The 19,753-nt window shown below is 47.6% G+C and carries 16 protein-coding genes; 9 read left to right on the plus strand and 7 right to left on the minus strand.

What is annotated here, in order from left to right:
- Nucleotides 1-10 precede the first annotated feature (10 nt).
- From L5L94_RS18615 to L5L94_RS18625, 3 genes are all read left to right on the plus strand, one after another.
- On the plus strand, nucleotides 11-2,020 hold the full coding sequence (locus tag L5L94_RS18615) for a fumarate reductase flavoprotein subunit (RefSeq protein ID WP_263164498.1): 2,010 nt from the start codon (nucleotides 11-13) through the stop codon (nucleotides 2,018-2,020).
- Nucleotides 2,017-2,742: a fumarate reductase iron-sulfur subunit gene (locus L5L94_RS18620; RefSeq protein ID WP_263164500.1), complete on the plus strand. Its 726-nt coding sequence runs from the start codon at nucleotides 2,017-2,019 to the stop codon at nucleotides 2,740-2,742. Before L5L94_RS18615 ends, L5L94_RS18620 begins: the two co-directional genes overlap by 4 nt.
- 228 nt (nucleotides 2,743-2,970) lie before the next feature.
- Entirely contained in the window at nucleotides 2,971-4,038 is a 1,068-nt protein-coding gene (locus L5L94_RS18625) for a porin (protein WP_263164502.1), read from the plus strand.
- Between the two features lie 165 nt (nucleotides 4,039-4,203).
- Here the strand turns inward: L5L94_RS18625 and ssb are convergent, their stop codons facing one another.
- Nucleotides 4,204-4,911 carry a single-stranded DNA-binding protein gene (gene ssb, locus L5L94_RS18630; protein ID WP_168825597.1) on the minus strand — a complete coding sequence of 236 codons (708 nt, stop codon included), beginning with the start codon at nucleotides 4,909-4,911 and terminating at the stop codon, nucleotides 4,204-4,206.
- A gap of 107 nt (nucleotides 4,912-5,018) precedes the next feature.
- Nucleotides 5,019-6,386: an MFS transporter gene (locus tag L5L94_RS18635; protein WP_263164505.1), complete on the minus strand. Its 1,368-nt coding sequence runs from the start codon at nucleotides 6,384-6,386 to the stop codon at nucleotides 5,019-5,021.
- A 403-nt stretch (nucleotides 6,387-6,789) separates the two neighbouring features.
- Between L5L94_RS18635 and uvrA the strand changes: the two genes are divergently transcribed.
- From uvrA to L5L94_RS18655, 4 genes are all read left to right on the plus strand, one after another.
- Nucleotides 6,790-9,672 (plus strand): excinuclease ABC subunit UvrA, encoded by a 2,883-nt coding sequence (uvrA, locus tag L5L94_RS18640; protein WP_105251335.1) that lies wholly within the window; start codon nucleotides 6,790-6,792, stop codon nucleotides 9,670-9,672.
- A gap of 188 nt (nucleotides 9,673-9,860) precedes the next feature.
- A complete protein-coding gene (locus L5L94_RS18645; RefSeq protein WP_263164507.1) occupies nucleotides 9,861-11,015 on the plus strand; it encodes a M28 family peptidase in 1,155 nt (384 codons plus the stop codon).
- A 194-nt stretch (nucleotides 11,016-11,209) separates the two neighbouring features.
- A complete protein-coding gene (locus tag L5L94_RS18650; RefSeq protein ID WP_011847889.1) occupies nucleotides 11,210-13,132 on the plus strand; it encodes a DEAD/DEAH box helicase in 1,923 nt (640 codons plus the stop codon).
- A 138-nt stretch (nucleotides 13,133-13,270) separates the two neighbouring features.
- Nucleotides 13,271-13,642, plus strand: coding sequence for a DUF6677 family protein (locus L5L94_RS18655; protein ID WP_263164509.1), 372 nt, complete (start codon nucleotides 13,271-13,273; stop codon nucleotides 13,640-13,642).
- Here L5L94_RS18655 and L5L94_RS18660 read toward each other — a convergent pair.
- Entirely contained in the window at nucleotides 13,639-14,253 is a 615-nt protein-coding gene (locus L5L94_RS18660) for an HAD family hydrolase (protein ID WP_263164511.1), read from the minus strand. The genes L5L94_RS18655 and L5L94_RS18660 overlap by 4 nt on opposite strands.
- A 29-nt stretch (nucleotides 14,254-14,282) precedes the next feature.
- Entirely contained in the window at nucleotides 14,283-15,257 is a 975-nt protein-coding gene (locus tag L5L94_RS18665; RefSeq protein ID WP_113940039.1) for a DMT family transporter, read from the minus strand.
- Between the two features lie 318 nt (nucleotides 15,258-15,575).
- On the opposite strand from L5L94_RS18665, the gene L5L94_RS18670 reads away from it, so the two are divergent.
- Nucleotides 15,576-16,397 (plus strand): hydratase, encoded by an 822-nt coding sequence (locus L5L94_RS18670; protein WP_263164513.1) that lies wholly within the window; start codon nucleotides 15,576-15,578, stop codon nucleotides 16,395-16,397.
- A 210-nt stretch (nucleotides 16,398-16,607) separates the two neighbouring features.
- Nucleotides 16,608-17,720, plus strand: coding sequence for an energy transducer TonB (locus L5L94_RS18675; protein WP_263164515.1), 1,113 nt, complete (start codon nucleotides 16,608-16,610; stop codon nucleotides 17,718-17,720).
- 17 nt (nucleotides 17,721-17,737) lie between these two features.
- Here the strand turns inward: L5L94_RS18675 and L5L94_RS18680 are convergent, their stop codons facing one another.
- The 3 genes from L5L94_RS18680 to L5L94_RS18690 all read right to left on the minus strand — a co-directional run bounded on the left by L5L94_RS18680 (nucleotide 17,738) and on the right by L5L94_RS18690 (nucleotide 19,745).
- Nucleotides 17,738-18,067, minus strand: coding sequence for a cysteine-rich CWC family protein (locus L5L94_RS18680; RefSeq protein ID WP_263164517.1), 330 nt, complete (start codon nucleotides 18,065-18,067; stop codon nucleotides 17,738-17,740).
- 599 nt (nucleotides 18,068-18,666) lie between these two features.
- On the minus strand, nucleotides 18,667-19,149 hold the full coding sequence (locus L5L94_RS18685) for a hypothetical protein (RefSeq protein WP_263164519.1): 483 nt from the start codon (nucleotides 19,147-19,149) through the stop codon (nucleotides 18,667-18,669).
- Nucleotides 19,146-19,745 (minus strand): type II toxin-antitoxin system MqsA family antitoxin, encoded by a 600-nt coding sequence (locus tag L5L94_RS18690; RefSeq protein ID WP_263164521.1) that lies wholly within the window; start codon nucleotides 19,743-19,745, stop codon nucleotides 19,146-19,148. Before L5L94_RS18690 ends, L5L94_RS18685 begins: the two co-directional genes overlap by 4 nt.
- Between the last annotated feature and the right edge of the window lie 8 nt (nucleotides 19,746-19,753).

Here is a 19,753-nt window from a genome sequence, read left to right on the forward strand (position 1 = left end):
AGGATCTGATTTGAAAATCATTTATACAGACTCATTAGTCATTGGCGCAGGATTGGCAGGCCTTAGAGTCGCGATTGCCACCAAAGAACGAGGCCTAGATACCTTAGTGCTATCGTTAATTCCCGCAAAACGTTCACATTCGGCCGCCGCACAGGGCGGAATGCAAGCCAGCCTAGGCAATACTGTTAAAGGCATGGGTGATAACGAAGACATTCACTTTCAAGACACAGTCAAAGGTTCTGACTGGGGCTGCGATCAAGACGTCGCACGCATGTTTGCCCACGTTGCACCTAAAGCGATCCGAGAACTCACCAACTGGGGCGTGCCTTGGTCAAGGATTTCCGCCGGCCCGCGCGAAGTCATCATGAACGCGCAAAGGGTAACGCTCAATGAGGCCGAAGAAGCTCACGGCCTGATCAATGCCCGCGATTTTGGTGGCACTAAAAAATGGCGTACTTGTTACACCGCAGACGGCACTGGCCACTCTTTACTGTACGCGGTCGATAACCAAGCTATCTCCATGGGCATTCCAGTACATGAACGGATTGAAGCACTGTCGCTGATCCATGACGGTAAGCGTTGCCATGGAGTCATTGCCCGCTGTTTAGTCACAGGTGAATTGTGCGCTTATGTGGCCAAATCCACCACCATCGCCACTGGCGGTTATGGCAAGATTTATGAAATATCGACCAATGCCACCATCTGCGAAGGCATAGGCCAAGCGTTAGCACTCGATACTGGTGTCGCCACCTTAGGCAATATGGAAGCGGTGCAGTTTCACCCTACCGCCATAGTGCCCGCGGGGATCCTTACCACTGAAGGTTGTCGTGGTGATGGCGGTATTCTGCGCGATAAAGACGGTCATCGCTTTATGCCAGATTACGAGCCAGAGAAAAAAGAACTCGCCTCCCGCGATGTGGTTTCTCGCCGCATGACAGAACACATGCGCAAAGGCAATGGTGTCGAAAGCCCTTACGGCCCGCATCTGTGGCTGGATATTACGCAGCTGGGCCGTGAGCATATCGAAACCAACCTGCGCGAAGTGAAAGAGATTTGTGATTACTTCCTCGGTATCGATCCTTGCAAAGATTGGATCCCCGTCAGGCCTACCCAGCATTATTCCATGGGCGGCGTGCGCACCAATGCCACAGGCGAGAGTCCACAACTCAAAGGGCTGTTCAGTGTCGGAGAAGCGGCCTGTTGGGACATGCATGGTTTTAACCGTTTAGGCGGTAATTCGGTGGCGGAAACTGTAGTCGGCGGCATGATCATCGGCAAATATGTCGCTGATTTTTGTGAGAATAACGACTTAGAAATTGATACCGCACTGACCCAAAAATTCATTGATAAATTGCAGCAAGAAATCGATGGACTGGTCGAAGGCAACGGCACAGAAAACCCCTTCCAAATAAAGAAAGAAATGCAACGCATCATGATGAACTACGTCGGGATCTTCCGTAATGGACCCGAGTTAGATAAAGCCATCAAAGGCTTGAAAGACTTACTGCTGCGGGCAAAAAATCTTGGCCTTAAATGTAAAAAACGTCACTCCAATCCTGAGTTAGTCGAAGCGCTACACGTCACCCGTATGTTGAAAGTGGCCCTAACCGTCGCCTGTGGCGCAGAGGCTCGCACTGAAAGCCGCGGCGCCCATTCACGGGAAGATTACCCACAACGCAACGATAAAGATTGGCTCAACCGCACGCTGGCAACTTGGCCAGATGCCGAATCACTGGAACCAGTACTGCGTTATGAAGCGCTAGATGTGATGAAAATGGAGCTACCACCGGGATACCGTGGCTACGGTAACGATAATACTATCGCCCATCCAGATACCGAAAAACGCGTACAAGAAATCAATCAAGTGCTCGCGAGCTTAGGTGATGATCCCGATAGAAACACACTGCAGCGAGCCCTGATGCCATACGAGCTGCCAAGCCACCTGCAGGCTCCTAATGAACGCCTCAGCGATACCTTAGCGATCACTCCAGCCCAACCGGTAGGAAACAAACCACTATGAGCCGTCAAATCAGCTTTAATATCTTTCGCTACGATCCGCAAGATGGCCAAGACAAGCCAAAGATGGAACGTTATCAGTTGACTGAAACACCGGGCATGACAGTGTTTATCGCCTTAAATCAACTACGTGAGCTACAAGACCCTTCACTGCAGTTCGACTTTGTCTGCCGCGCGGGCATCTGTGGCAGTTGCGCCATGGTGATCAATGGTTTCCCCACGCTTGCCTGTCGCACGTTAACGGCAAATTATCCCAATGGTGAAATCACCCTCATGCCGCTACCTGGCTTCGAGCTGATTGGCGACTTATCGGTGAACACGGGTAAATTTATGCGCGAATTAGCCGAACGCTTAAAACTGTGGCTGCATCCTAGACCCGATGATCAGGACATTCATCGCCTCGAAAACCCAATGCCACCCGAAGAAGCCGCGCGGATCTATGAGCTAGAACGCTGCGTCGAATGTGGCGTTTGCGTGTCGGCCTGCGCCACCAAACAAATGCGTGACACCTTTGTCGGCGCGGTTGGCATGATGAAAATTGCCCGCTTCGAAATGGATAGCAGAGACAGCCGCAGCGCGGATGATTTCTACCATGTGATTGGCAATCAAGATGGCGTCTTCGGCTGTATGACGCTACTCGGCTGCCAAGATAACTGCCCCAAAGATTTGCCGCACATGCAGCAAATCGCTTACCTGCGCCGCAAAATGGCCGCGACCATACTCTAATCCTCCCTCTAACATCCCGCTGTTTTGGCGGGATGGATAGGATTGCATCTTTCCAAAACCAGCTGACAGGTTTTATCTGTCAGCTGCTGAGTTACGAAGCCTAATTTTCTTAGTTAGGCGCCTCCCCAGCACTATCACAAGTGCAGCTCCTTACTACTAGCGATACAGCTCAATAGGCAACAAAATCCATTAGCGTAACGCGAGTAGTTGTTATGTAAGGAAACATAAATGAAACCGTCTAAACTTACATCAGCCATACTTGTGCTGAGCTTTGCCACACCTATTTTTGCCGTTCAAGCCAATAATACAGCAGAAACCAATGACGAATTACGCACTGAATTACAACAAATTCAGCAGAGACTCGCCATGCTCGAAGCGCAAGAAAATGAACAATCAGTGCCATCGGATACCCAGTTTAATTTTTATGGTTCTTTACGCCCAACCTTCGGCCTGACCCACACTAACTCGGACGATGTGTGGGATGTAGGCGATGCGAACTCGCGAATTGGCTTTGCCGCAGAACACCAGCTTGGCAATGGCTTAGTCGGGTTTGCGAAGGGGGAATTTAAGGTCGATATCAAAGATGACGGCGACTTTGGCGATGCACGTAAAGCCTATGTCGGATTAAAGGGATTTTTTGGTAGCGTTGCCATAGGTAAACAAGCCGTCACGCAGGAAATGATTTCCGATCCCGTTGATATCTTTAACCGCTCAGGAACGCCTCTGGCCTATGACAGTGCGAGCCCATTCAGGCTCAATAATCTCGTGACCTATCGTAAAGAGTTTGGCGACCTGTTATTTTCGGCCGATGCGCAATTCGACGGCAATAAAGGCAGTGGTGGCAGTGACTTCGTTAACACGGGCATCCGTTATAAAACCGACTTCATCTACATTGCCGCAGCTTTTTATAATAAAGAGTTAGAGGACAACAAGGATGAAAATACATTCGGTGTAACACTAGCAAAAAATTTCAATTCTCTGTTCCTCGCCGCAGCCTACCAAAACATTGAAAAAGACAGCGTCGATGGCACAACATTGGATGGTTCAACACTGGATGTAGTTGCAAGCTATCCCATCACTGACAGCTATAAAATCAAGCTAGGCGTGTCCAAATATGACGATGGCGACAATGACATCACCTCCGCGAAATACAATGCCTATAACACTACGCTGGAATGGCATAAAACACCGAAATTCAGCACCTTCATCGAATATCAAAAAACAGATTTTGAATACCGCGAAACCAATGACCAGATCATGCTAGGCATGCGTTATAACTTCGATTATACGTTCTAAGTTTTATCTCAAGCGTATCATCATGTGAACAAGCGAGGTAAAGGGTTGAACGACCTAACCCACGCTTCACGGCAAAAACTTAAAAACAAGAAACAACAAAGCCACGACTCGCGTGGCTTTGCTTATTTAAGACGATACCGTCTTTATGCTTCGATACGTTCCAAATTAGAATGGAATATCGTCATCCCAGCCATCATCCAAATCTGGAGTGAAGTTTTGCTGTGGTTGTGGCGCTGGACGCTGTGCTGGTGCTGCAGGCGCTTGATAAGCTGGCGCTGGAGCGGCTTGTTGCTTAGGCGCATAACCACCTTGTTGTGGTTGTTGAGCCTGTGGCTGACCATAACCTTGCTGCTGGGCAGGAGCTGGCGGAGCATATTGTTGCTGAGCTGGCGCTTGGTAAGCAGGTGCAGCTTGAGGCGCTGGCGCATATTGATTTTGCGCAGGCGCGGCTTGTTGTGGTGCAGATTGATAACCTGCGTTTTGTGGCATGCCGCCCATTGGCGCGCCTTGTGCTTGTCCACCTTGACCACGGCTACCTAGCATTTGCATGCTACCGCTTTGGTCGATAACCACTTCAGTGCTGTAGCGGTCTTGACCACTTTGGTCTTTCCACTTACGAGTTTGCAGTTTACCTTCAAGATAAACCTGTGAACCTTTACGCAGGTATTCACCGGTAATTTCAGCTAATTTGCCGAACAGAACCACACGGTGCCATTCAGTACGCTCTTGCTGTTGACCCTGTTGGTCTTTCCACGATTCGCTAGTCGCTACTGTGATGTTTGCGACTGCATTACCGTTTGGCATATAACGCACTTCTGGATCTTGTCCCAAATTGCCAACCAAAATTACCTTGTTAACACCACGACTGGCCATTGAAATCTCCTGCGATTCTTTAAATAATCTATTAATTCAGTATGTTGTTTATCTTTATTGCCATAGAGGAAATCAGCTTCCCCAAATACCACACGGCAGACCAGATATTATTGAGCAGAGCCTAACACAGCTCGTGCTTCTCTTAAATCGAAATGCTCGTCTACCTTGAGATAAGCCACTTTCTCGTCCAGCACGACTATGGCTTCAACAACGCCCATTAATTGGGATAACTGGGTTGCCATATCGCGCGCTTGCGCCTTGTCTTTCACTTCAGCTTCTAAGGTGTAACTCTTTAACAACACAGGATTTTGCATGCCTAATGTCAGGAATAACCAAATAGACATTAAGATCACGGCAACAACAAATACCCCGACTGCGCCCACGAGCTGGAAAGCACCGCCACCGAGCATACCACCACAAAAAGCCCCTAAAAACTGGCTAGTTGAATACACGCCCATAGCCGAACCTTTTTCGCCGACGGGGCAAAATTTGGCAATCAAACTTGGCAGTGAGGCTTCTAAATAGTTAAACCCAGTAAAAAAGAGCACCACGGCAAAACTCAATACCCAAAGATTGCTCGCAAATGCGGCCATCGCCAGCAATGCCACTATCATTATCACGAGGGCAATTTGGAACATCGCCTTAGTATTTTTGCGCTTAACCCCTATGATGATTAACGGCACCATCAAAATAAATGCGCCCACAAAAGCGGGGAAATACAGCATCCAATGTTTTTCTTTCACTAGACCCGCATCCACCAGATCCAGCGGTAATGCCACAAATACTGCGGTGAGCACTAAATGCAGGATAAAAATCCCAGCGTTAAGCCTAAATAATTGCGGCTCGAGGAACATACGTTTGAGCTTAGCGGGCGTTGCTAAAGTGTCTCCTTTGGGTGCCTGAGTGATGGGATTAGGCACTAAAAACTGGATCAACAGCATACCGACAATAGCAAATACCGCCGTTAACCAAAACAATCCAGTCAACCCAAGATGTTGCGCGACTATCGGCCCCATTAGCAAAGACAGGGCAAAAGATAACCCGATACACATGCCAATAATCGCCATCACCTTAGTGCGCTGCTCGTCGCGGGTTAAATCCGCGGCAAGCGCCAGCACGGCAGCGGCAATCGCGCCCATACCCTGTACAGCTCGACCAAAGACAACGCCATAAATCGTATCTGCGTTAGCAGCGATAACACTACCAATAGCAAACAACACTAAGCCACCGAGAATAATCGGCTTGCGACCATATTTGTCAGATAAAATCCCCATAGGGATTTGCAGCACGGCTTGAGTCAGGCCATAGGCGCCGATAGCAATACCCACCCACAGAGGCGAAAAGCCTTCGAGATGCTGACCATAAAGTGCAAAGACGGGCATGATCATAAACAAGCCCATCATGCGCAAACCAAATACACTGGCTAAAGAAAACGCGACTTTTTTCTCAGTACCCGAAAGTCCGTTGTTACCCATGATTTTGCCCTGGATTGAAGTCTTTTAAGGGGCGCATGTTACCACACCCAAAAGGATTTGCTCAAAAGGAAATAGTGGCCTAAACCACTGACTATACACTTAGCTTTTATCTCGTTTATCACGGACCTATATTGACTGTGTCTGAGTTAACATCTTTATTTTTAACGCTCAGACACAGGGGAATGAGTCTAACATAGTGTTCACAATTGTCCTGTGAGTCAGTGCGCAACAACAGTATTAATCTTAGTTAATCCATTCCATCCACAACATCCCGCAAAGCAGGCCGACTTAAAGCCAGTGCCAGCCCTAGGATTGGTGCAGATCACAGAATCAACTAAACTCAGCGGCGGAACTGTGCGATACTTGTGCTCATTTTTTTAAGCATATGGCATTAGAGCGATAGATGGATAAGATTGAAATACGCGGCGCACGCACCCACAATCTCAAGAATATCAACCTGACTATCCCAAGGGATAAACTGATTGTCATCACGGGCTTATCGGGATCTGGCAAATCCTCCCTCGCTTTCGATACTTTATATGCCGAGGGCCAGCGACGTTATGTCGAGTCCCTATCTGCCTATGCTCGCCAATTTTTGAGTTTAATGGAAAAGCCCGATGTGGACCATATCGAAGGCTTAAGCCCGGCGATATCCATAGAGCAAAAATCCACCTCCCATAACCCACGTTCGACCGTGGGCACGATTACCGAAATTTATGATTACCTGCGCTTGATGTTTGCCCGCGTGGGTGAGCCGCGTTGTCCGACACATAATCAACCCTTGGCGGCACAAACCGTCAGCCAGATGGTCGATAAAGTGTTGGAAATGCCCCAAGACAGCCGCTTGATGCTGCTCGCACCTGTGGTCAACGCCCGTAAGGGTGAACACGTTAAATTGCTCGAAGGTCTATCGGCACAGGGTTATATCCGCGCGCGTATCGACGGTGAAGTGTGTGACTTAACCGATCCGCCAACCTTAGACTTACACGTTAAACACACGATTGAAGTGGTCGTCGACCGTTTTAAAGTGCGTGACGATATCAAGCAACGCTTAGCGGAATCCTTTGAAACCGCGCTGGAACTCTCCGGCGGCATAGCGACCGTTGCCAGCATGGAAGACGACACGGGTACTGGTAAATCCAAAGGCGAAGAACTGATCTTCTCGGCCAACTTTGCCTGCCCGCACTGCGGTTATTCGATGGCGGAATTAGAGCCAAGGATCTTCTCCTTTAACAATCCCGCCGGCGCGTGCCAAACCTGTGATGGTTTAGGGGTACAACAATTTTTCGATCCTGAACGAGTGATCACCAATACCGAGCTGTCACTGGCGGGCGGTGCGATTCGCGGCTGGGATAGGCGCAACTTCTATTACTTCCAAATGCTCAGCTCACTCGCCGAACATTATAAGTTCGATGTCGAAGTGCCCTACGAGCAGCTTAGCGAAAAAGTCCGCAAAATCGTACTTTACGGCTCAGGTAAAGAAAGTATTGCCTTTAAATACATTAATGACCGCGGTGATGTGGTGGTGCGTAATCACCCCTTCGAAGGCATTCTAAACAACATGGACAGGCGCTATCGCGAAACCGAAAGTAACTCGGTACGTGACGAATTAGCCAAGTTTATCAATACCCAAGCTTGTCAAAGCTGTGGTGGCTCGCGCTTACGCGAAGAAGCACGTAACGTGTTTTTAGGTGATATCAACCTGCCACAACTCACCACTTGGTCGATTGGCGAAGCCTTGGACTACTTCGAGAAAGTCGAATTTAGCGGCCAAAAGGCGCAGATTGCCGAGAAGATTTTAAAGGAAATCCGCGATCGCTTAGGCTTCCTCGTCAACGTGGGTCTCAATTATTTGAGCCTATCGCGCTCGGCAGAAACCCTCTCCGGCGGTGAAGCCCAACGTATTCGACTCGCCAGCCAAATTGGCGCCGGACTCGTCGGCGTGATGTATGTGCTCGACGAACCCTCAATCGGCCTGCATCAAAGGGATAACGAACGTCTGCTGCAAACCCTGATCCACCTACGGGATTTGGGCAACACTGTGATTGTGGTCGAACATGACGAAGATGCGATCCGTATGGCGGATCACGTGATCGATATCGGTCCAGGCGCAGGTGTACACGGCGGCGAAGTCATTTGCGACGGTCCGATTGAGAAGATCATCGCCTGTGAAGAGTCAGTTACCGGACAATATATTTCTGGTAAGCGCAGCATTCATATCGATACGCCGCGCATTCCCTTCGACAAAAACCAAGTCATTCAATTGTTTGGCGCACGCGGCAACAACTTGCGTAATGTGGATTTAACCATTCCCATTGGCCTCTTCACTTGTGTGACGGGCGTATCGGGTTCGGGTAAATCGACCTTAATCAACGATACTTTCTTCAAAATCGCCCATAGAATGCTCAACGGGGCGACGGTGGATGAGCCATCACCCTATGATCGTATCGAAGGGATGGAACTGTGCGACAAAGTGGTCGATATCGACCAAAGCCCAATTGGCCGCACACCGCGCTCTAACCCTGCCACTTATACGGGCATCTTCACCCCGATCCGCGAGATTTTTGCCGGAACCCAAGAGTCACGTACTCGCGGTTATCAAGTCGGCCGTTTCTCCTTTAACGTAAAAGGTGGACGCTGCGAGGCCTGCCAAGGCGATGGCTTGATCAAGGTAGAAATGCACTTCCTACCCGATGTGTATGTGCCCTGTGATTCTTGTAAAGGTAAGCGCTACAACCGCGAAACCTTAGAAGTACGCTATAAAGGCAAGAATATTCACGAAGTACTGCAGATGACAGTGGAAGATGCGCGTCAGTTCTTCGATGCCGTACCTGCCATTGCCCGTAAGCTACAGACCTTGATGGATGTAGGTTTGTCCTATGTGCGTCTCGGCCAAAGTGCGACCACTCTTTCAGGCGGCGAAGCCCAAAGGGTGAAACTTGCCAAAGAGTTATCTAAACGTGACACGGGCCAAACCTTGTATATCTTGGATGAACCGACCACGGGCTTACATTTTGCCGATATCCAATTGCTGCTCGACGTATTGCATCGTCTCAAATCCCACGGCAACACGATTGTGGTGATTGAGCATAATCTGGATGTAATCAAAACCGCAGACTGGATTATCGACTTAGGCCCAGAAGGTGGCGGTGGTGGTGGTATGATTTTAGCCACAGGCACGCCGGAAGAAGTCGCCGAGCATCCAACCTCCCACACGGCACGCTTCTTAAAGCCACTGCTAAAACGGGATATCGAGCTGGCAAAGGCCAATAAAGCTAAGGCTTAACATTCAGCTCACGCCACCGTTGGTCTGAATAATAAAAGCGCAGTCGCCCTAAGCACTGCGCTTTTTTTCGCTCAGCAATCCAATATGCTTAAGCTATCGCATACATATAGATCTCATTGAATTAGAATCGGATTTAGGCAAAGATGATATTCATCTTCTGGCGAAGGCTTCAGCGATAAGGAATGTCCATGCGTGATAGCACTCAGTCCCCAGTGACTCACCCTATATTACCGAGGCAGTATCAATCACTTTTAAGTAAAAATCTAAGCGACATAAACCTAAGCGCATCGACTCTATTCAACCACAGTCGTATCGGTCAGCTGCTCGCCAAGTTCAAGATCACGCACCTTATAAGACATCAATCCCAAAGACTTGGCTTATTTGCACTGGCCTGCGTTGTTGCGACTACCCTCACTGGCTGCGCTAACTCAACCGAAACCTGTGCACGCACTGAGCTAAAACTCACTTGGGCCGAGCCCACAGAGTTACAAGCGACAGTCACAGTATTAAGTTCGGATGAATTTGAAGGCCGCAAAACCCAAACCCAAGGTGCGGCAAAAAGTCGTGACTATATAAAGCAGCAATTTCAGGGGCTAGGTTTACAGCCTTGGGGAGCGGACTTTATCGTGCCCTTTGAATATCAAACCTTCTTCACCCAAGAAAACGGCGCCAACGTGGTCGCCACCGCGATGGCGGCAGAACCGACGAATCGATGGCGCATTATCGTCGCCCACTATGATCACTTAGGATTGAGCGGCAGCAAGATTTACCACGGCGCCGATGATAACGCCTCGGGCGTCGCCGCTATGCTCGCCATTGCCAAACATTGGCAACAGCAATTTGCTCTACAACCCAATACCTTGCCTAAGGTAAACCTGATGTTTGTGGCAACCGATGCCGAAGAACCAGGGCTCTATGGCAGTATCGCCTTGGTAGAGCAACTCAAGACCCGCCTGCCAGAAGCGACTTTTGAGCTGATGTTGAATTTAGATATGGTGAGTCACCCCGGCAGGCCCTATGGGATTTACCTCGAAGGCAGTCGAAACTTCACTCAGTTCAATCAATTTAAACCCCTACTGAATCAACAGAACCGACTTTGCATTAAACTCACGCACCCTAAACCCGTTGGTCGAAGCATACAAAGTACCGATTGGCTGCGGGCGTCGGATCATTACCCCTTCCACAAAGCGAATATCCCTTGGCTGTATTTTGGTGTGCCGACCCATCCCCAATATCACACACCAGAGGATACCGTCGCGACAATCGACATCACTTTTCTTGCGGCAGTGACAGAGTCAGCATTCGAGTTACTTCAATTAAATGTTGAATATTTAAAGAATTAATGGGAAGTGGCGCGTTTCTTGCTCAGTTTTAGCGAAAAAAATGCAGAAAACAGGTTAAATAGCGTGACTCTGATTGGTAAAGTGGCCGCCATGCTGCTATAATCCGTCGTTCGCGGGAAATCGACACGGGGTTGATTTTCTGTCTGTGAAACTTTAGCGCCATTTCGCGCGCGCATCCACAAGGCTACAACCCAATGTCATCCGATGAAAGAACTTTCCGTGAACTCGGCCTATCCGAGAATTTGTTGCGTGCTCTTGACGAGCTAGGTTATGAAAAACCAACGCCAATCCAATCAGCCAGTATCGATCCACTTATGGCTGGCAAAGATATTTTAGGTCAAGCGCAAACAGGTACAGGTAAAACTGGCGCCTTCGCGTTACCACTATTAAACAAAGTTACCAGCCAAACTACACCGCAAATTTTAGTCTTAGCACCAACACGTGAATTAGCCGTGCAGGTTGCTGAAGCGTTCAGTAGCTATGCCAAATTTATGAAGAATTTCCACGTTCTTCCAATTTACGGCGGCCAAAGCATGCAACAACAGTTGAATGCCCTGAAACGCGGCCCACAAGTTATCGTTGGTACGCCAGGTCGTGTTATGGACCATATGCGTCGCGGCACCTTGAAACTCGATTCATTACAAGCCTTAGTGCTCGATGAAGCCGATGAAATGTTAAAAATGGGCTTCATCGATGATATCGAATGGATCCTTGAGCACACGCCAAGCGAACGCCAACTGGCACTATTCTCTGCCACTATGCCAGAGCAAATTAAGCGTGTTGCTAACCAGCACTTACGTAATCCTGTACATGTTCGTATCGAATCAAGCCAAACTACGGTTGAGTCAATCGAACAGCGTTTCGTACAAGTATCACAACACAACAAACTTGAAGCCTTAGTACGTGTATTAGAAGTTGAAAACACTGAAGGTGTAATCATATTCGTCCGTACTCGTAACTCATGTGTTGAGTTAGCTGAGAAGTTAGAAGCCCGCGGTTATGCTTCATCACCACTACACGGTGACATGAACCAGCAAGCCCGTGAGCGTGCGGTTGATCAATTGAAACGTGGCAAGTTAGACATTCTGATCGCGACTGACGTTGCGGCCCGTGGTCTTGACGTTGAGCGTATCGGTCACGTTGTGAACTACGATATTCCGTATGATGCCGAAGCTTATGTACACCGTATTGGCCGTACAGGCCGTGCTGGCCGTACTGGTATGGCGATCCTGTTTGTAACGAGCCGTGAAATGCGCATGCTGCGCACTATCGAACGCTCAACTAACAGCCGCATTTCACCAATGAAAATCCCAAGCCCAGAGACAGTTGCAGAACGTCGTCTGTCTCGCTTAGGTGAGCAATTGGCTGAAACAATCAACGGCGATTTAGATTTCATGAAAGAAGCTGTTGCTCAATTATGCCAACAGTTAGAAGTCGATACCGATCTGCTAGCCGCTGCATTATTACAGCAAGTTCAGCAAGAACGTCCTTTGCAATTGCCAGCCATTCAAGAACGTGTTCGTGATGAACGCAGTGAGCGCACTGAACGTAGCGACCGCGGAAGTGATCGTAATGACCGTGGTGGTGAGCGTGGTGAACGCAGAAGTCGCGAACCGCGTCCAATGCCAGCCAGCTTAGGCTCAGCTGAAGCGTTGAAAGACAACCCAGATTTGAAAATGTGCCGTTACGTGATCGACGTAGGTCGTGAGAATGGTGTAGGTGTGGGTAACATCGTTGGCGCTATTGCGAACGAAGCTAACATCGACAGCCGTTACATTGGCGCAATCCAACTTTATGATGCAGTGACCACTGTTGACCTGCCAGACGGTATGCCAAAAGACGTGTTACAGCACCTACGTAAAGTACGTGTTTGTGGCAAGCCATTGAACATCCGCGAAGCTGGTGATCAAGTATTTGTTGATTCAGGCCGCAGTGCTCGTTCAGACCGTCCTGCGGGTGACCGTAAACCACGTGGCGATCGTCCAACAGGTGACCGCCCAGCGGGTGATCGTAAGCCTCGCGCTGCGTCTACTGGTGACAAGCCATTTGCTGACCGCAAACCACGTGCAGACAAACCTGCCGGTGAGCGTAAGCCACGTAAACCACGTGAAGACTAATCTAGCTTAAGCTAGAGACTAAAAAAGGAGCCTAGGCTCCTTTTTTGTTGGCTTGATTTTGTCTTAGTTTGCCTTTAGCAAAGATAAAGCTTAGTGTCTAATCTCCAAAGAGTTTAATGGTATAAGTAATCGACTCCCATGAAAAAAGCCCTTACCGCTGGACTATTATCCGCCTTCGTCGCCCCCGGCAGCGGCCATTTCTATCTGCAACATAAACGCAGCGCCCTAGTGTTTTTTGTGCTGGCAATACTGAGTCTTGGCCTGATGCTGCAACAAGTCATGCAAGTAGCACAGCTTATCTCACTTGATATTCAAACTGGTGTTTTACCGCTAGATATAGGCGTGATTACAGCCGAAGTGACCAAGCAAACCACGGCAACCATTCGTGATGGTGCGGACAAGCTGATGTATGGATTTATCCTCTGCTGGCTAATTGCCTTATTAGATAGCATGCGCTTGGGACTGAAACAAGATAAGCAAGATGCAGTCACGGCCCAAAAAAATGCCTAGTCGCCAACTGTCCATGCTTCAATAAAGCTATGGTAGCAAGTAACGAGCATATCGGCGTCGTGGGCATAATCGGGAATGGTTTCAGGGCAATAGAGGGCACAGTGACTACCCGCATTACGCGCAGTTTGCAGATCAAACAGATAATCCCCCACATACAAGATCTCTGCGGGCGCGAGTTGCCACTGCTGGCAAATAAGATGAATACCTTCGGGATGCGGCTTAGGCTCAGCATCATAGCGCGTTAATACCAGTGCGATATCTATGCCGAGTTTATCGATAGTGATTTGCGCCGCTTCTGGCATATTGCGAGTCAAAATAGCCAAGGGCAGTGACTTGGCCCGTAGGCATTCGATAAGCTCCCTCGCGCCATCAATCCAACTGGCCTTGAGTGAACTTTGTCTCTCGTACTCATGGACAATGTCTAACGCCTTAGCCCGTGCTTCATCCGTACTCAGACTCTCGACATGGGCCAAGATATCCGTACCAGAATGAATCCCCAACTCCCGCCGCAACCCAGCAAAATCGGGATTAGAATGTGCTAAGGTGCCGTCGAGATCGAAGATGACACCACGGATATCCTGAAGTTTTAACTCGCTGAGTCTAGTGATCACTGGCCTTTCCCATGGATAAAATGTATGCGTTAGACAGCCTGCAAACGCTTCGCCTGACGATTACGGTACATAGGCAGCAATTGCACCACCATCACAGACACAATAATCACGCCAATCCCCAGCAGAGATAAACCATCTAATTCATCAGCGCGAAATACTTCTGGCCACCAGCCAAGACTCACCACTAACGCCGTGGCACTAAAGCTAAATACTGGCGTGAGTGCCAACATGGCACTGACCTGCGCCGTCGGCCAATACTTCATCGACTGGCCAAAACAGCCATAGGCGATCAAGGTATTGGCGGCGCAAAACAGTGCTATCTGCCAATCGAAGCTGTCCATACGGACAAACTGACTAAAGTCGCTAAAGGGAGCCATTACGAAAATACCTAAGCCATAGATCACTAAGAGCACGTTCGCGGGCGACAAACGATTCAGTAAGGATTTTTGCAATAAGGCATAGCTAGTCCACGACAGTGCTGAGAACTGGATGATCATCACCCCAATCCAAACCTGATGATTATTAGCCCCAGAAAAATTTAAATTAGGATGGAAAAACATCAACATACCTAAAGCTAAGGTTGCAAAACAGCTGAGTTGCACCGCATTAAGCCGTTCCTTAAAAAACAACACACCACCAAACGCGAGGAAAAAGGGCGAAGTCTGGAAATTCAATTGAGCGGCGCCCGGTGCGAGGTAATCGAGTGAATAAACAAAAGACACATAATTGAGCATCAAGAAGATGCCAGCAAGCACTAACCTTAACCAAACTTTGGCATCGAGTGCTGCAAATTGCTTAAGACTACCTGCGCTCCATTGGATCACTATGCTGACTAAAAGCGCGACCAGAAAACGAAACCAAGTAAGAGTCACGGGATCGATAAAGGCCGCCGAGAGCTTTAATGCTATAGGTAACATGCCCCAAAATAAAACCGCAACTGAGATGAACAGGAGCCCGAGTTGAGCATGATTATTTGCCTGAGGGGCGTTATGGCTAAGGTTCACGGAGGAGTCCAGTAGAAACCGCAAAATGGACAGCCATTCTGGCACTGAGCCAACACAATATCTAGCCAATCATCATGGAAACATTCGCGTTAGATTGGATACTTTAGCTGACACTTATGTGAGGCAAGTTTCAGCATCTTACGATAATTGGAATATTGGCCGCACTCTTGATTCAACTGCAGCAGATTTACCCCGAAAGCCAACATTGGCATTTCCCGCGTTGCCAATAACCGAGTATATTTGGCCCATAAAAATGGCTTCTGCCACACTCTCTCTAGGCCACTTCTTTTTAAGCTAACGCTTTAAATAGGAAAGTTAATGTTATCTACCGCCACGATCGAACAAGTTAAAACGCATATTAATACCGCAGCCAAAGAATTAGCCAAGCGCCGCGCAGCAGGCACGAGCGGCGATGTACTGATCCCAGAACTAAGGCCAACCAGCTTCGAACAGGCCTTCGCGATTCAGCAAACAGTGGCAGAAATATTTAAGGCAAGCGATAACAATCCTATCGCGGCGTGGAAATGCCTATTACCCACGGCGGAAAAAACCGTCGTAGCGCCTATTTATCAAGATGATGTGTATCAACAATCGACCACTTGCCCACTCTATCCATCGACTAAAGGCCTCGCCCGAGTCGAACCCGAACTCGCCTTCGAGATTGCTCGCGATTTACCGCCAAGAAGCACGCCTTACACAGAGACTGAAATCGACGAGGCCTTAGGTGACATTCGTTTAGCGCTAGAATTGATCAAAAGCCGCTACCACACACCCTGTGAAGCGACGCATTTTGATGCCCTCGCCGATGGCTTAGTCAATCAAGGACTGTGGTTAGGGCCAGTGCTTAATCCGCAAGAAGGTTTAGAAATGAGCTGTTTTGAACTCAGCGTTGATATAGCCAATGACGAGCACCAGCAAAGTGACACACTGCAAAAATCCGCCATTCATCCTAACGGTTTCCCTAAGGCGGGACTCTACTGGTTAGTTAACTTTTTATCCGCCCAAGGCATTGGCTTAACTCAAGGGCAATATGTGATCACAGGCTCTTACGCTGGCGTCCTCGATCTGCCATTGGCACAGATCTGCAAATTTGAATACGGCGCGCTTGGGCAGTTCGCCGTGACTTTCACGGCTAAGTGATTGCGGCGAGTAAAACGACAACTCACTGATAAATAAGCGAACTCAGTTTCAGCTGGGCTCGCTTATTTTCAATCTCAGCTCTTAGTTATCAGTTCTCAGTGCTCAGTTATCTGCATTCCCCACAAGCATCATTAACAAAAGCCAAACTAACTTGCCTCAAAATGTACACCTATGTATCATCTAAATTCATAAATAATAAGGATATATAGAATGTCGCACGGAAAAACGCTGCCAATCGCCTGTCTTCTTGCCCTCACTTTAGGCACTTCTCTTAGCGTGCATGCCTCAGAAAATAGCTTTACCAAAGCCTATAGTGACTATAAAGCCGCCGTAGAAAAAGGCGATGCTGCAAATATTGAAGCGAGCGCAAAAGCCGCTTATCAACTCGGCGAAGCCCAATATGCCAAAGACAGTGTCGACTTAGCTAACCTCGCCATGAACTGGGCCAGCGCGATAGAAAAGCAAGTTGCACCTTACCCATTTGCAGAAAAGAATCTGCCAAAAACGGCGAAGGCAAATGAGTTGTATCAGCTCGCTCTGGCAAACTATAAAGTTCATTATGGCAAAGAAGCGCTTGAGCTTATCGATCCCTTACTGGGTGCTGCACAAACCGCCGTTGAAGCCAAAGATGCGAAAAATGATTTGCTTACTGCTATCGCAATTGCTGAAAAATCCGATAAAAAGAAACTGCTCGCCGATGTAAAAATGGCCGCCTTCAACCGCTTATCCAATACAGAGCTATACACCAAAAGCGTAAGACGCTATGCCTTCGATGCCTATGATATTTATAAAGAGGTTTTACCAGAGAACGCCATAGACAGAGTTAAGGCAACCTATGTGGTGGGTGCCGTTGAGTATGCAGAAAAGCATGACGACAAGGCGATGCCATTGCTTTTAGAAGTCGTGAAGCAGTTTGAAGCCCTTAACTTTAGCCATCCCTATGCCTTAAGTGCCCACGCTTATTTAGTCGAACTCTATGAGCGCCAAGGAAAGCGTGACGAGTCCACCGCCCACTGTATTGCTATCGGCAAAATGCGTCCTTGGGCCGACGCACAGGAACAACAACCTATTTTCCGTATCGTACCAGACTATCCAATGTCCTATGCTAAGCAACGTAAAAGTGGCTGGGTTCAGCTTAAATTTACTGTCGATGAACATGGGTTCGTGAAAAATCCTGAAATTTTAGCCTCTAAGGGTGGTGCTCTCTTTGAGAAAGAAACGCTAAAAATGATAGATAAATGGCGTTACGCACCCAAGTTTGAAAATGGTATAGCCGTTGAGGCACAAACCACTGTGCAACTGGATTACACCATAAATCGATAGCTCATTACTTCAGCCCGCTATTTCACCTCATAACCTAGCCCATCGCTCACACTCGATGGGCTTTTTTCATCCTGCTCTGCAAGCTGACCCAGACTTAACCCCTGCTTAAGTTGGATTAAACAAGCTTGGCAAATACACGCATCGGCAGACGGTAAAATATGGTTGATGACCCCTAGCGGCGAATCTGATGCTTGCACTTGCAAGGCGGCCAAAGGTGGAAATGTTTGCAGAGCGCACCAACAGTCCTCAATACCCTTACCAACAATCACAGCACATTGATTCGCGCCTTGGCACAGAGGGCAAATTTGTGATTCCGTAACACTTAAATCTTGTAACGACTTGGACATCAATATCCTCGTAAATAACATAGGTTATTTATTCTTAGAGATGGCGATCATAACGGTTTTTAGCCACTCAAGTTGAGTTGCTTTGCCACAAAGCAAGATAACTGTATCATCAGTTGCGTTGGTATCAATTGTCATTGTTTACCCTAGGCTCGACACATTATGTTGATATTCTCTATGCCTCTATCGGTCAGATACTGTAAAGCGTCCTTTTCTGATTTTCCAAAAGATTAAGCACTTGCACTCCAGTGACACGCCAACTTTGATTTAGAAATGAGTCATCCCTGAGGGCTCGACGGCGGTATCCTTGCCGCCAACGGTCACTTCCATGCAAGTACTTAATCTCGTTAATTCCCAAGTATACCTGTCGCTAAATTTAACAATGGATGTTTCAATAAAGTTCAATTGGTTGTATTCATCAAGTTATCTAACTTAAATGATATTTGGATGTATTCATTTGGCTCAGTGAACCGCATTCCTGTGCTATAGCAAGTGTGTTCACAGATGCATACTTAATGACCACGCCATTTATTAAGTGACATTAAATTCAGCACAAAAAAAGCCCCTTAATATTAGAGGCTTTCCCATCAATTGAATCAGTATCAATCGACTATGAGATTCTCATCACGATTAGAGGCAACCTGAACTGTCGGGAAAATAATTCTTGGTAATCTCATACGCTCACATTGGGAAGCAAAAAACTCCCTCCAATACGGCCAAAGATGATAACTAGCGTTTCTCAAAGCAAATGCATCTAAACAGTCTTGGTCTAGCTCTGTTGTCAACAAGTATTCTGCTACAAATTCAGCTTCAATTTGTGCGACAGATTCATCAGTTCTACTATCCGGATTAGATTCATCGACCCACCGTCCTCCAAACTCGACAAAAACTCTAAAGAGTTTCTTATCATCTGTACTGTCAAACACTTCTGACTTAGTAACTATATGTTTTGTTTGTAAAACTAATTCGTCAAAATTAGCATATTTAGGGTTGAACCCCTCTGTTGAATTTGCTGCACTATCAACTAAATAAAGATCAAAAATAGCTAAGCCATCAATAGCTTTTTGCAACTTCTCGTTATTCATACGGCCATTGCCTGTGATGGATTCACCCAAGTATTCTGAGTGGGTTGAACATATGTACTTACTTTTGTCGGACGAACTTGGGGTTTCAACTCTTGCATAACAAGAACATTATTTGGCGTATCTCTCCAAGTATTAGAATAGAATGGCGCTTGATTTCTAACTTCGAAAGTAGCCTCTACATGCTCACTAGTAAATCTGCTGACAAGAAACTTAAATGCTTCTGGAACATTTTTAGCTACTCGTAGCAGATTATCCATCGCTTCTGATTGAGCAACATCACCAACTTCATACTTTGAAAATGCAACAGGTCCACCACCGAAAATTCTTGCAGCTTCAGCTTTATTCAATCCTAATAAAGTGCGAATTTCTCGGACTTCCGTACCAGACAATAATCCATCAAACTCTTTTTTAATTTCAACAATCAATCGCTTATTTAAGCGCAATTGTACTGGAGTAGAGAACTCGGAACCACAGCAATCACATTCGCTGTAATAAAAGGGTAGCTTATGTGATTGACCTTTGTATTCAATAGTATTTTCGCCAATACGCTCTTCTACTTGGCCTTCGCCACAAATAGAACATACTTGATTACTCATAATTTCGC

Origin of the sequence: Shewanella sp. SM21, from assembly GCF_025654335.1 — a bacterium.
GTDB lineage: Bacteria > Pseudomonadota > Gammaproteobacteria > Enterobacterales > Shewanellaceae > Shewanella > Shewanella oncorhynchi.